The organism is Patescibacteria group bacterium, assembly GCA_028716045.1.
Classification (GTDB): Bacteria; Patescibacteriota; Patescibacteriia; order JAQUQO01; family JAQUQO01; genus JAQUQO01.
Genome location: JAQUQO010000001.1, coordinates 794052 through 807512, shown reverse-complemented (window position 1 = coordinate 807512; position 13461 = coordinate 794052). Strand labels below are relative to the sequence as shown.

Sequence of the window (13461 nt, the reverse complement as noted above, 5' to 3'; positions counted from 1 at the left end):
ATTACTTTGCCGGCGTTAATGGTTTTTTACCCCTAAGGACATTAATAATATTTTTTACGGCGATTTCGGACATTTTGTTTCGCGCTTCCACAGAAGCCGAAGCAATGTGCGGAGTCATTATAATATTATCTAGTTTTTTTAAGCTATAAGCATCGTAGGGTCGGCAATCAATAGTGGGTTCGCATTCATAGACATCAATCGCGGCTCCGGCGATATCACCGCGGAGCAGGGCCTTATTTAAAGCCAGTTCATCAACAATCGGGCCGCGAGCGGTATTAATTAAATAAGCGGTTTTTCCCATCATTTTTAATTCTTTGGTGGAAATTAAATGGCGCGTGGAAGGTAACAAGGGCACGTGCAGAGAAACAAAGTCAGCCGTCCGCAATAGTTTTTCTTGGGAAACATATTTTGCCCCGTATCTTTTTTCAAATTCAGGATTACGGCGGATATCGTTATAAATTATTTTTAAACCAAAACCATCCGCCGCCCGATGAGCCAGCCCCGCGCCGATTCTGCCCAGCCCGACTATCCCCAAAGTTTTGCCCATCAAAGAATTGCCTAACAAGAGCATTGGGTCCCACCCCTTATATTTTCCGGACTTGGTATATTCATCGGCTGGAATGATTTTTCGCGATAAAGCCATCACCATAGTCATGGCCATTTCAGCTACGGCCTCGCTCACTTCTTCGCAGGGCGTGTTGGTGACGATAATCTTTCTTTTTTTCGCTTCGGCAACATCAATATTATCAAAACCCACGGCATAATTGGAAATGATTTTTAATTTAGGGCCGGCGGCATCCATTACTTTGGCGTCTATAGGGTCAGTGAGAAGAGAAAGAATCGCCGAACACCCTTTAACTTTTTTAAGCAAAGTTTGGCGAGGTATTAGAATATCGGCCCTGGGGAAGTAGTCCACTGCAAACCCCGCCTTTTTCAGGGCAAGTATGGCATTTGCCGGAATTTTTCTAGTGATATATATTTTGTGTTTGGGCATATTATTTTATAGTTACTTTAACTTTATTTAATTCCGCTGCCGTGGGCCGTTTGGCAAGCAGTCCCTTTTTGGCCCCCATCGCTGTTATTACCGAGGTGGAGTTAAAAATAGCCAACCGCAAAGCATAGCCAATGTCGTTTTTCAAAATTATGCCGGCGGTAAAAGCCGAGCCAAAGGCATCTCCCGCGCCGGTAGTGTTTACTATTTTCACATCCAGCGGACGGGTTCGATAAGTATGCGGCGAGTCAATAACAAAAGCATCTCTTGCCCCATCGGTAATAATAGTGATTGGTTCAAACTTGGCTTTAAAAAAATTCAGAATTGCCGGCAGATTTTCTAGACGTTGGCCGCTTAAACCAGCCGCCTCCTCCCTGTTTAAAAGCAGTATTTCTGCTTTGTTTAAAATGGGCCGTAGTTTTCTAAATCCTGCTTTTAATTCTAAAGCGCCCGGATTAACTGCTATTTTAATTTCGTTTCTTCTGGCATAATTAACCAATTTTTTTAACAACTCAACATTCCCGCCCAAAGAAGAAATATAAAGCCATTTCGCCCTTAATTTTTTCCAGGGGATAATTTCATCATTCATGAGGCCGCTGGCGCCGCGGTGGACCAAAATTGTCCGCTGTCCCTTTGGGGTCAAAAGAATTACTGAATAGCCAGTCAAACTTCCTTTGTTTATTGTAATGAAGTTGGTGTTTATCCCCTCTTTTTTAAGCCGGGCGACAATTTCTTTTCCGCCTGGGTCATCTCCCACGGCGGCCACGGTGGCGGTGTTTAATCCCAACCGGCTAAAAGTTACGGCTGTATTGGTGCCGCCGCCGCCGGTTTCAAATAACATTTTTTTAATTTCTATTTTTGAGCCAAGCGGCAATGAGGCGAAATAGCCCGTCGGAGATTTTTTTGATTTTTCTATTGTAAAAGGGACGTTTTCCAAAAAAACGTCTCGGGTAGCTGAACCAATAGTGATAATGTCTAACATATTATTTTTTTCTTTAAAATATTTTTTATAGCTTTGATAATATATTCTCGGGTAAGACCGTATTTTTTAAGAAGGGCGTCGGTTTCTCCCGATTCGCCAAACTTGTCTTTAATGCCGATAAATTTAATCGGCACGGGATAATTTTCGGCCAAAAGTTCAGCTACGGCTCCGCCCAGGCCGCCGGCGATTTGGTGGTCTTCAAGAGTGATTACCCGTTTGGTTTTGCGGACAGAGCGAAGAATTGTTTTTTTATCCAAAGGTTTTATAGTGTGGCAGTTAATTACTTCCACGCGTATTTTTTCTTTGGCTAATTCTTCCGCCGCTTTTAGCGCTTCATAAACCAAGGGGCCGCAGGCGATTAGAGTTAAATCCCTGCCGGACATAAAAATTTCCGCTTGCCCGAGTTTAAATGGTGTTCGTTTTGTAGTAATCACAGGAGTGGCAGGACGGGAAAGTCGCAAATAAGCCGGACCATTTTGTGAGGCGATAGCCAATGTGGCTTCTCTCGCTTCTTCAACATCGCAAGGAACCACCACTGTCATGTTGGGCAAAACTCGCATGATGGCAATGTCTTCCAGCGCTTGATGGGTTGCGCCGTCCGGCCCCGTAGCCAAGCCCCCATGCGAACCGACAATTTTAACATTGGCATTGTTATAACAAATGGCCGTGCGGATATGGTCCCAATTGCGGGCGGGCGAAAAAACAGCGTAGCTATTTAGAAAAGGAATTTTTCCTCCCAGCGCCAGACCGGCGCCAACCAGCGCCAAATTCTGTTCGGCCACTCCCACCTCAAAAAACCGTTGCGGAAATTTTTTTGCGAACCACTGCGCGCGCACGGATTCAGAGAGGTCGGCGGAAACCGCCACCACGTTTTTATTTTTCTTTCCGGCTTCAATCAGGCCCTCGCCATAGCCATCGCGCGTGGAAATCTTTTCCGGATTAATAAATACTTTTTTATTCAACGTCTTATTCAACATAATTATTTTATAGCGCTCAATTCTTTAAGGGCTTTAGCCGCGAGTTCTTTATCTGGCGCTTTACCATGCCACTCGTATTTATTTTCCATAAAACTCACGCCCTTTCCCAGCACCGTGCGAGCGATAATAACAATTGGCCCATTCATCTTTTTCGCTTTGGCGAATGCCCCTAAAATCTCCTCAAAATTATGTCCGTCAATTTCTAAAACTTTCCAGCCAAAAGATTCATATTTTTTTCTAAGTGAACCCAAGGGCATAATATCTTTTGTTTTGCCACTCAATTGGATTCCGTTGTAATCAACAATGCCAATTAAATTTTTAAGTTTATACTTATTGGCTGCCATGGCCGCCTCCCAAATTGAGCCGCAGTCCTGCTCGCCATCGCTCATCATCACAAAAACTTTATTGGCTTTTTTATCCAATTTTAAGGCCAAAGCCAGACCGACTGCTTGCCCAAGGCCCTGCCCCAGGGGGCCGCTGGTATTTTCCACACCCGGCAAAGTTCCGCGGTGCGGATGCCCCTGCAAAGGACTGCCCAGACGGCGCAGAGTTTGTAATTTTTTAACCGGAAAATATCCGGCGCGCGCCAAAGACGAATATAACACCGGGCAAACATGTCCATTGGATAAAATTAAAAAATCCCGTTGCGGCCAGTTGGGCTTTTGGGGATTGTGTTTTAAGATATTAAAATATAGCGCGGCAAAAATATCTGCCAAACCCAAAGCCCCGCCCGGATGTCCGGAACCCGCCGTTGCTGTCATGCGAATAATATCTTGGCGAATATCATTAGCAATCAATTTTAATTTTGCGATTGAGTTGGTTTTCATTAGGTTTATTATATCATAAAATCTCCAAAAGTGTTCACCCGACTTTAGTCGGCTAAAAAACGGAATAACGCTGACTAAAGTCAGGTAAACAAATTTTTATATATCGCGCGGAGTAAAGACAATTTAAAAATTGTCTTTGTGAACTTGACAAGCCATTACACTTATGCTATACTAAAACGTTATCGTTTTTTGAAGTAAAACATTCAAAATAGGAGGTAAAAAATGAGTTCTACATCTAGGTTTTTTATAGCAGCTACTCTATGGATGGCGCTGTCATTTGTTTTTTCTGTCCTAACGGGGACTCCATTGCAGATGCACGGCATTCTGTCGCTCACTGTGATTACAGTAGGGGGGTTCGTGTGGGTGCTCAATTTCTTGGAAAAGATTGAAAAAAACCAACAAAAACTCATGAAGTACTTTAACATCGCTAAAGAAGAAAAACAGCCCGAAACCCCCGAAGAAGAAGGATAAAAAAATATCCCAAAGACAAATCCCCGCTTCGCGAAATATGAAGTGGGGATTTTTATTTTATACTTAGTTTATAGATTTTAGTTTAGCAAACGTCTTTTTAATATCAGCTGATATTAGCAAATAACTGCCGATACATAAAATATCAATCCCCGCCCGCACTAGTCGTTTAGCATTTTTATCATTTACTCCGCCGTCCAGCGCCAGTTTACAGCGCGGTTTTAACTTTTTAACCTCTTTTACTTTTTTCAAAACGCTCGGCTGGAATTTCTGTCCCTGTCTGCCCGGCGTCACCCCCAAAAAGAGCAGTACGTCAATTTTATTTAAAAACGGCTTAATCTTTTTTACTAAAGTTCGCGGATTAAATGCCAACCCCGCAGACATTTTTTGCTTTTTTACCATTTCTATAACATTAGCAATCGGTTCACGACATTCCACATGAAAAATAACTCTTTTTACACCAAAATTAGCTAATTTTTTAAGATACTTTGTGGGATAATCCACCATCAAGTGCGCCTCAAAATTGTTTCGGGGGTATTTTTTAAAAACTTTCAGGTCAAAATAGCTTTTGGTCGGCACAAATTTACCGTCCATTATGTCAATTTGTATCCATTTGGCGATTTTGACGGCGATTTTTATCTTATTTAAAAAACCGGCGCGAGTTTTTTCCAAAATGGCCGGGATTATTTCTATCATAAATTTTTTTCCAAAGCAAAAATCTTTTTGATTCTACGAAGATATTTTGGGTCAGGGGAAAGTTTTTCTTCCAACCAAATCTTAACCAACTTTTTGGCTTTGGTTGGCTTAACCACCCTGCCCCCCAGACAAAGTATGTTGGTATCACCATGCCTTTTGGCCATACGAGCGGTAAATTCATTATGCGCTATGGCCGCCTGTATCCCCCTGATTTTATTAGCCACAATACAAACCCCGTTGCCGGTACCGCAAATTAAAATCCCGCGCGCGCCCTTCTCTCGGGCCACTTTTTGGGCGACTTTTTTGGCAAAATCATTATAATCATCATCCGGGTCTAGTTTGGTATTACCCAAGTCCTTGTTGGCCACACCAATAGAATCCAGATAATTTTTGATAATCTTTTTTAAATCAAACCCGGCGTGGTCAGCTCCTAAATAAATCATATTTTTATTCTTCAACAATTAATTTGCCGCGCATTTGGCGATATTCTGGGCCAGAATAGACATGTGAGAAAAAATCAAACTCCCCGGCTTTGTCAGCAATAAATTCTACTGTGGTTTCCGTACCCGGCTCTATAGTTGTTCTTATTTTAAATTCTGGAATGGTGATTCCGTGGGGAACATCTTGGCTTATCAATTTTAAAATTACCTTTTCGCCCCGTTTAACCCTAATAACATTTGGTGAAAAAGACCATTTTTGGGCGATTATTACAATTTCGTTTTGGGGTCCCTCAAAATCAACCAGTTTTTTATTTTCTTGCTCCGCTAGGGTTAGCGTTTCCCCTCCGAGTTTTTTGTCCCCCGCTGTTTTTTGGCCGTTTTCATCGGCTTTTTCATCAAAAGAGAAAAAGTCCCCGGGGGCTTCTGATTTCAAGGAAAAAATCAAAAACCCGACGATGATTAAAGCAATGATAACTAAAATAATAAGGCCTAAAAAAAATGTCTTGTTGTTTTCCATAAAATTTTTTAAATCACCTCCACCACGTTTCCGCATTTCCGGCAGGTTTGTGATAAACCCTCAATTCCCAGCTCCCCGCATTCCGGACAAACATATTTGTCACCCCCCGGACGAACACCCCCGTGCCCGCATTGTCCACAGGTAAAAATCACCTCCGAATTTCCAATTTCCCCGCAGGACTCGCAAAGATACCCCATAATAGTTAATTATTTACATCTTTATTTTACTACACCCGGGGTCGTTTTAAAAGTGCCCCCTATTATATTATTTATAGTATATATAAATACGGTAATAACAATAAGCGAGGGGACAACCTTGGTTTTTTTAAAAAAACATTTGCTTTTCGTTTTTTTGCTGTGTGCCGTCGGTGAATAAAACTTTGAAAGAATTGTTGGTTGGCGGTGGATAGAAAAAGATTTTTTATGTCCCCATTTTTTATACCAAGTTTATAAACAGAAATATCAACAAAATTATTCACCAGATATACCCCCCTCTTTGTGTGACGCGAAGGCCGTAAATTTTTTTAAAAAAGAGACGCGCTAGAAGCCGATAAAACACAAAAAAATTTTACTTAACCCTGACGCGTCTTGACAAAATTATGCACTTCTGATATAATGCGGTATTAGTATATTTTTATAAGGAAAGGAGAAAAAATGGAGGGAACCAAGCAAGGGCCCAAATATGAGACGCTACTCACGGCCATAAAAGAAATTTGGGTTGAGAATCCGAAAGATTTAAAAGCATCAAAAGACAAAACCACCGAATTAAAAAAACTTTGCGAAGAAATGATTAGAGAGAAAGAGATACCCGAAAAGCGGCTGGTAGAAATAATTACAGAGCTTGAGGGGCTTCTACTTTCGCTGGCCCCACCAATATGGGCGGGGGAGTTACAAAAGTTAATCATGATGTTAAGGATTAACAAAGCCAAAAGGGGTTTTTAAAACCCCTTATTTTTTTACTTCTTTTTTCAGGCGCATTACCATTCCGCCAAGAACCACCACCAGCGCCATGGTGGCGACGTTTAAGTATTTTAAAGTATTTTGTCCTTTGGTGGTTGTTTCCAAAATTTTTGTTTCCGATAATTTATCCTTCGCAGTATTTTCTAAAATTTCTATATCCGTGTCAGAGCGTGGGAGCAAGCGGTAGCCGGTTTTTGTCTGGCTGATAATGCCGGTGATTTTTGCCCTTACGCCCTCCGCAAAAATATTTTTATCTATGCCGGTGGTGTCTTTGATATAAATTAACGCCTCATCGCTGCCATCATCAATAAAGACGCTGGAACCGCGTTTTTCTATCACTTCGCCCTCAATAGTCGCGAGAAAACCCTCGGTTTCCTCGCCAATTTCGCCGATTTTTAGGGGATGCGGCTGGGGCGGTTCGCGTTGCTCTAAAATGGTGATATCGCTTTTATCTTGAATTTTAATTCTCGCCTCCCCGCCGCTTTCCGAAAGTTCTCCGGCAACTTCTATAAAATCCCCAATTTGGAGATTAGGGAAATCCTTATTGTACATATAAATTTGAACGCCGCTCCCCGCCAGATAAAAAATTTGTTGGCCGAGAATGCCGGGTAAAACCGCTACGATACCCTTGACTTTTACGCGGTCGCCGACATCTTGTTCGCGGATTTTTTCCAGTTCCACATTGAGAGTCGGTTTAAACTTTTTGTTTTGGCTGCCGGTTGCAACGGCTTTTTTAACGAAGACGTTAAGTATATTTTCTTCGCCCGGGGTGGTCTCGGTTGTCCAAAGCCAGTCATTATTTTTTCGCGAATAAGACGCGCCCTCCACAGCGCTTTCATAAGAAATTGACTCCATGAGTCCGCCCACGGGATTTAGCGATCGAACAGAATCAGCATCATTATTTAAGGATAGTTTTGATTCGGATTTTTTAAGAACAAAAAATCCGCCGGGTCCAATAATAGTTTCATTTTTGAAAACATATGGTTTACTTCCGCCTTCTTCATCGTCAATGCTCCAGCCGGCGAGGTTTATGGCGGTCGCCCCGATATTTTTTAATTCAATAAATTCGGCGGAGTCCGAACCGGCGGGGTTGGGGGAAAATTCATTTATGATAATTGATTGGCTCAATCCCAAATAGTCGTCTATAAATTCTTCCGGTCCGCCCACGCCGCCGTCGCCCGCCACGGTAATCAAGATGGAAGTTTGTCCGGTTTGTTTTTCCGGGTCAGTGGCGGTCAGAGAAATTTTATATTGTCCGGGCGCGTTGTAAAAATATAAAGGACTCATTTCGGCGCTGGTCTGCCCATCTCCAAAATCCCAAAGATATTTTAAGTCGCCGTTTTCAGGGTCCGAGGAATCCGAAGCGTCAAAAGCGATAAGCTCACCAACCAGTACTTCGGTCGGGGCGTTAATCACGGCTAAGGGTTTCTGATTTGACGAGACAAACTCATTGGCCTGGCTGGGGGTCGGAGTTTTTGTCCAAAACCATTTTTTATTTTCATCACGCGCGTAAGCTTCATTTTCCGCCGCTTTTCCGCTGTAAGTAACGGAGGAAACCAGCCGTTCGGTCGGGTCAAAAAGTTTAACCTCCTCTTTGCCGCTATTATTTAAAGCAATTCCGGTAGCGCGGCGATAAAAAGCTAGATACTGGCCGGGGCCAAGGTCGGCGGGCAAGTCCTCTTTTTTTATGACATATTTTTTGGAGCTGGCGTCAGCCAAAATCCAACCCGTTAAATCAACGGGCGCGGTGCCGAAATTGCCAATTTCAATAAATTCATTTTCATTGTCAGCCCCTTCGGGGTTAGGACAAAATTCGGTGATAACCACAGAGCTTTCCAAATAAGCCGGCGAGTCCTCCAAAATGTTCGCCGCCCCGGGCGTGGGTTTTTCGGTGATGGCAAAATCCCGGTAGTCATTATTTGAATCCTGCCCGTCTTTAACTCTCGCCAGAGAAGCCGGGTCTTTGGCCATGGGTGCGTTGTCCCCCTCTTCACCATCGTCCCAGTCGCCGTAAGTCATTTCATCAATAATTTTATCTTGATATTTTAGAATAATTTTATCTCCGGCATTATTCAAGAGTCCTTTGGGATTTTTAAAAACAAAAAATCCATACGCGGCAATGTCGCCGGCCAGTTCGGTTATGTCTTCCGCGCCGTCTTCAATCTTCCAGTCAAAAAGAGAAATGGAACTGCCGGTGTTATTATAAACTTCAATCCACTCCGTGCCGCCGTCCGCCGGGTCGGAAACCAGTTCGTTAATCACTAAGTCGCCCGGATTATAATTTATGGAAATGGATGAGCCGCCGCTCTGAACGGGCGGTGGAATAATTATAGAAATTTGATTAGCCGTTCCTTTGGTTGGCGCTGAAGAATTTTGCCAGTCAATATTATCAACGTCCGTGTCAGCGCCATTGGGATAGCGGGCGAGAGAATTAGCGTTGCTGGCTGGCGGGGCGTTGTTTGTTTTGTCGCCGTCGTCCCAATCGTCATAAGCTACTTGGTCTATAATTACTCCGGCTGGAGATTTTAAAATAATAATATCGCCGTCATTATTTAATTTATTAGACGATAATTCTTTGACGATAAATGAAGAAGCGGCGATTGTTTCCGTCAAAGAAATTATTTCCCCGGTGCCATCTTCTATAATCCAGCCGGTTAAATCAATCGGCGAAGCAGTTTTATTATAAAGCTCAAGCCATTCCTTTTCTTCCTCGGCTGGGTCATAAACAAACTCATTAATTACCACCTCCCCCGGGTTGATTTCGGCCGGTGGTTCCGTTGGCGGAGTTTCGGTTTGGGGCGTGGCAGAAATAGTAATGCCAACGCTTTCATTTGGTGGTGTAGCATTGTCGCGCGTTGTTATTTTTAAAGCATAAGTAGTGCCGTTGGTCAGGTTGGAAAGTTGGTAAGTAATAGCGGTCGGGCCGAGAGAAGTGCCGGAATCAAAAGTAGTTCCCCCGTCGGTGCTTTGGTATAGAATTTGGTCAGTGAGATCCCCGTAGGAATTAACCGAGGCAGTCCATGATAAATTGACAATACCATCTCCGACCGTAGTTGCGAGATTAGTAATATCTTCCGGCGGCGTGGTGTCGGCGGGCGGAGGGATTTCAATTGTTGGGCGAGGCGGGGAAGAAGAATTTTCCGGATTGGGGATAGATTGTGGAGAAAAATCATCATAATTATTATCAGTATCCTCGCCATTACCATCCTCTCCGCCGGGTCTACGCTCTATACTTTGATTAGATATCAAAGGTTCCGGCCAAGGCGAATCTTCATAACCCGGAGTAGGTTGCGAGCCCCAACCAACTTTATCAATAATATCCGTATCTGCAGTAGTACTTTTGCTTATATAAATTCCGCCATTTGGGACTAATTTATTTCCCGAAGTAGCAGAGTAGGTGGCATCAAGAGAAATGTTGCCGGTATATCCAGAGGAGGGACCGATTAAAAAATAACCGTGGGGTAGAATCGTTTTATTGAAAAAAGTTAAAGCACGGTTTTGATCCGTACCATTTGAATTGCGTATGTGAAGTTTAAGTGGCAAAGTCTCAAAATCAATAGAAGAGGTCGTTGGATTATAAATTTCAATAAATTCATCGTCAGCAGTTGCCCCCGCTATTTGCACCTCACTAATAGCCACATGGTCAGCCGTTGAGGCATTAACCATTTTTCCCCCAAATAAAAAAGACGCCAGACAGATGAGTAGCGTCAAACCATAAAAACATTTTTTCATTTTACCCTCCTAAATTATTTGTTAGTTAAATATTTTTATAGGAGCGAGTCGCGCCCGCTCCTATGTGTGATTAAATTATTATACAAAAATATGGCGGCCTTGACAAAAATAAGACAAAGTGTTAAAGTAATTCGATGTTTTGGTGTTTGAAAATTTAACTTTGACATAAAAACGGAAGGAGAATGATGAGATGAAAAAGAAGAACTTGTTTCAGAGATTTTTTTTGGAGCTGGCCGCAGCACCCTTTGGTTACCCTATAAGTATAGGGATAATTGGTGCGCTTATATGGGTTTGTTCCGCTATATTTTGGTGTGATTTTGGCAATCTTATCAATAGGTCTTTGTTTTTTTGGGGGCTTATTATTGATGGTGGGGCAGTTTGCGTTTTATGGATGGTGTATATCTTTTTGCGGGCGGGGGGTTATATTGTAAAATGCCAGGATATTTGTTTGTGTGGAGAGGAAAACATATATTTTCAAGTGGATAAATGTGGTAAAGTACAGGAGACCGGCGATGTTTTATGGAATAAGAAGGGGTATGGTTTATATGAAGTCAGCGTTTTAAGGGGGTCTAAAAAAGAGAGAGGGAAGGAGTACAAAACAAGCGTTGAAATTTCGGGAACAAGCGAGTATATTTCTGTGAAGTGGCTGTTTGAGTGGACCATTTCTACGAATGATAAATTTAATTTCCAAGAGATATGGGACTTTCTCAAAATATATCAAAAAGATAAAATAGAAGCCGGAGAAATCCCCTCGATGGGCGAGGCCCTCAGAAATATCTTTAAAGAAGAGATTAAGAAAAAAGAAGAGAGTATTAAAAAGCTCGCTGACGATGATACCTTAATAGAGCCCGGGTTAAATAAGATGTTCCTGCAGAAAAAGATTTTTTCTTTAATAGAGATTCCCAAGCTCCCCTTCTCCAACATCAAAGAAACGGAATTGACGGTCCTGGGTTCCGAAATAACCGTTTCTAAAAAAAGTAAATAAACAGCAAAATCGCTTAGTAGGTAATACCGAACGGCGATTTTTTTATTTACCCCAAACCGTTATCTCCCTCCAGATTTTTTGGTTGGGGCGGGAGTAAATTAATTTTTCAGAAGAAATTTTGCGTTCCCTAAATCCCAGCGCCGTGATTTCTTTTTTTATTGGCAGTTCTAAAATCTCATCATTATATTTAAGCAACGGGAAGACCACCACGGCCAGCCCGCCGTTTTTTAAAACCGTAAAAAATTCTTTAAAAGATTTTAAGTAAAGCTCCCCCAGTTCGGCAATAATTTGTTGAAGTTTGTCGCGAGATTCATTGCCTTTGAGGGGCGGGCCAAGATATGGCTCGGTGATAATTTTGTCTATGGAATTTTTCTCTAATTTTTCTGACAAATTTTTTACGTCCAGTTTTTCAACTTTGTAGTTAACGCCGGGAATTTTATATTTTTCTATTATCCACCGGAGATTTTCTTCAGTATCAGCCACGGCTTTATCGCTCAAATCAAAACCGCTTAAATTTTTTATGCCCCCAGCCGCGGCTTCGGTTAAAATCGTCCCCGACCCGCATAAGGGGTCCAAAAGAAAGTCATCGCGCTTAACTTGTCCGAGGTTTAACATCATTTTGGCAAGTTTCGGCGGGAGCATGCCGGATAAACTGTCGCTGGCCGGCCGGCCGTAATCCCGCTCGCCGTATTCTTCAAACTCTTGGACAGCCAGCGTGCGGCCGAGATAAACGGATTTTTCTCCGCGCAGTATTAAAAATTCCGCGCCGTGGGTAAGCAATTTATTTTTTTTCACAATCACCGAAGACAGGATTTCCTCGCGCGAAGTCACCATCCGCGCCGCCGCGCCGGAATCCTTTAACTGTTTTTTTATTTTTAAACCTAAAATTTCCAGCTGTTTTTTTATCTGGTCGCCGAATCCGTACGAACTAAAACCGAAAAATATTTTTTTACTTTCTTTTGGCAGCAACATTAAGATATCCGGCACGGCCAGTTCTTTTATATCTCCCACCTCCGCATCCATGGCGCCGATTTTAATTGTGCCCCCAAGTTGGGAGAGGGTTGGGGCGGCATCTAAATCCGCTATTTCTAAAATTAAAAAATTCTCCCCGCGCTCCACGGGAGAATTTTTTATATTTTCTTTTTGAAGATAACTTAGAATTTCGGCGGCGGAAAGTTCCGGATTGCGGCCGAGTATAAAAATATAACGCATGTTAGTTTACTGTTTGGAGTAGGCCTTTTCAACCACTTTGTCAGCGCGTTCCTCGGCTTCCACTTCCATCGGCATATTATTATCGTACTTGGCCAATTTTTGGGCGTTAAAAATATCCTGCACGATGTCGGTAAAATTGCCGCTTTGGATGGATTTTAAAACCACTTTTTTAACTTCTTTAAACCAGCGCAGGGCGTATTTTTTTCTTCCACCCACGCGGACACACTGCTCGGTGTGGGTGAGTTCATGCCCCAGCCATTTGAATTGTTTTTTGGTGAGTTTTTCACCCTGCTTAAGTTTATTCACAATTTCTTTATTGCCAAAATAGATAAGTTTGCAGTCAGTCATCCCGAGATTATCAAAACGCGTGGTGTAAGCATAGCGGACATCGCTAAGGTCATTGGCATAATAGGGCTTTAGTATTTTTCGCAGTGAAGATTTTATTTTGTTATTATCCCCTCCCTCCACGCCATCATTGACCCAGGACATGTAAACTTTGTAGGCGGCGTAAAAAGCGTCATCCACGATGCCGCTCAAGTCAAAAGAAAACGCCCGCAGGTTATGTTTTCCGCGATAGGTTGAATATCCGAGAGTGCTGGTGACAATTACTACGGCGACCAGCACCGCTACAATGATTTGTTTTTTTGTCATAAGAAGAAAATTATTTTTTTATTA

At 42.5% G+C, this 13461-nt stretch carries 14 protein-coding genes; 3 read left to right on the top strand and 11 right to left on the bottom strand.

The genetic code is table 11. From position 1 onward, the window contains the following. Position 1 precedes the first annotated feature (1 nt). Genes PHG22_04090 through PHG22_04075 form a run of 4 tightly spaced genes read right to left on the bottom strand, consistent with a single transcriptional unit; the run spans position 2 to position 3777 of the window. On the bottom strand, positions 2-994 hold the full coding sequence (locus PHG22_04090) for a D-glycerate dehydrogenase (GenBank protein ID MDD5490936.1): 993 nt from the start codon (positions 992-994) through the stop codon (positions 2-4). Between the two features lies 1 nt (position 995). Further along, positions 996-1973, bottom strand: coding sequence for a carbohydrate kinase family protein (locus PHG22_04085; protein ID MDD5490935.1), 978 nt, complete (start codon positions 1971-1973; stop codon positions 996-998). Beyond that, positions 1967-2950: a transketolase family protein gene (locus tag PHG22_04080; GenBank protein MDD5490934.1), complete on the bottom strand. Its 984-nt coding sequence runs from the start codon at positions 2948-2950 to the stop codon at positions 1967-1969. Before PHG22_04080 ends, PHG22_04085 begins: the two co-directional genes overlap by 7 nt. Before the next feature lie 2 nt (positions 2951-2952). Further along, positions 2953-3777, bottom strand: coding sequence for a transketolase (locus PHG22_04075; protein ID MDD5490933.1), 825 nt, complete (start codon positions 3775-3777; stop codon positions 2953-2955). A 222-nt stretch (positions 3778-3999) separates the two neighbouring features. On the opposite strand from PHG22_04075, the gene PHG22_04070 reads away from it, so the two are divergent. Beyond that, complete coding sequence (locus tag PHG22_04070) at positions 4000-4248, top strand: hypothetical protein (protein ID MDD5490932.1); 249 nt, start codon at positions 4000-4002, stop codon at positions 4246-4248. Positions 4249-4311: 63 nt separating this feature from the next. On the opposite strand, the gene PHG22_04065 is transcribed toward PHG22_04070, so the two are convergent. The 4 genes from PHG22_04065 to PHG22_04050 are packed head-to-tail and all read right to left on the bottom strand — an operon-like array spanning position 4312 to position 6095. After that, positions 4312-4941 carry a ribulose-phosphate 3-epimerase gene (locus PHG22_04065; GenBank protein ID MDD5490931.1) on the bottom strand — a complete coding sequence of 210 codons (630 nt, stop codon included), beginning with the start codon at positions 4939-4941 and terminating at the stop codon, positions 4312-4314. Beyond that, positions 4938-5384, bottom strand: a complete 447-nt coding sequence (locus PHG22_04060; protein MDD5490930.1) for an RpiB/LacA/LacB family sugar-phosphate isomerase — start codon at positions 5382-5384, stop codon at positions 4938-4940. The genes PHG22_04065 and PHG22_04060 overlap by 4 nt, the downstream gene beginning before the upstream one ends. Before the next feature lie 4 nt (positions 5385-5388). After that, positions 5389-5898, bottom strand: a complete 510-nt coding sequence (locus PHG22_04055; GenBank protein ID MDD5490929.1) for a cupredoxin domain-containing protein — start codon at positions 5896-5898, stop codon at positions 5389-5391. An 8-nt stretch (positions 5899-5906) separates the two neighbouring features. Then, positions 5907-6095, bottom strand: coding sequence for a hypothetical protein (locus PHG22_04050; GenBank protein MDD5490928.1), 189 nt, complete (start codon positions 6093-6095; stop codon positions 5907-5909). 456 nt (positions 6096-6551) lie between these two features. Here PHG22_04050 and PHG22_04045 point away from each other — a divergent pair, with 456 nt between their 5' ends. Then, positions 6552-6839, top strand: a complete 288-nt coding sequence (locus PHG22_04045; GenBank protein ID MDD5490927.1) for a hypothetical protein — start codon at positions 6552-6554, stop codon at positions 6837-6839. Positions 6840-6845: 6 nt separating this feature from the next. On the opposite strand, the gene PHG22_04040 is transcribed toward PHG22_04045, so the two are convergent. After that, positions 6846-10589: a lamin tail domain-containing protein gene (locus PHG22_04040; protein MDD5490926.1), complete on the bottom strand. Its 3744-nt coding sequence runs from the start codon at positions 10587-10589 to the stop codon at positions 6846-6848. Between the two features lie 190 nt (positions 10590-10779). Here PHG22_04040 and PHG22_04035 point away from each other — a divergent pair, with 190 nt between their 5' ends. Further along, a complete protein-coding gene (locus PHG22_04035) occupies positions 10780-11574 on the top strand; it encodes a hypothetical protein (protein MDD5490925.1) in 795 nt (264 codons plus the stop codon). 42 nt (positions 11575-11616) lie between these two features. On the opposite strand, the gene PHG22_04030 is transcribed toward PHG22_04035, so the two are convergent. Together PHG22_04030 and PHG22_04025 are read right to left on the bottom strand one after the other, a co-directional pair. Next, positions 11617-12786, bottom strand: a complete 1170-nt coding sequence (locus tag PHG22_04030) for a hypothetical protein (protein MDD5490924.1) — start codon at positions 12784-12786, stop codon at positions 11617-11619. Positions 12787-12792: 6 nt separating this feature from the next. Further along, entirely contained in the window at positions 12793-13437 is a 645-nt protein-coding gene (locus PHG22_04025; GenBank protein MDD5490923.1) for a hypothetical protein, read from the bottom strand. Between the last annotated feature and the right edge of the window lie 24 nt (positions 13438-13461).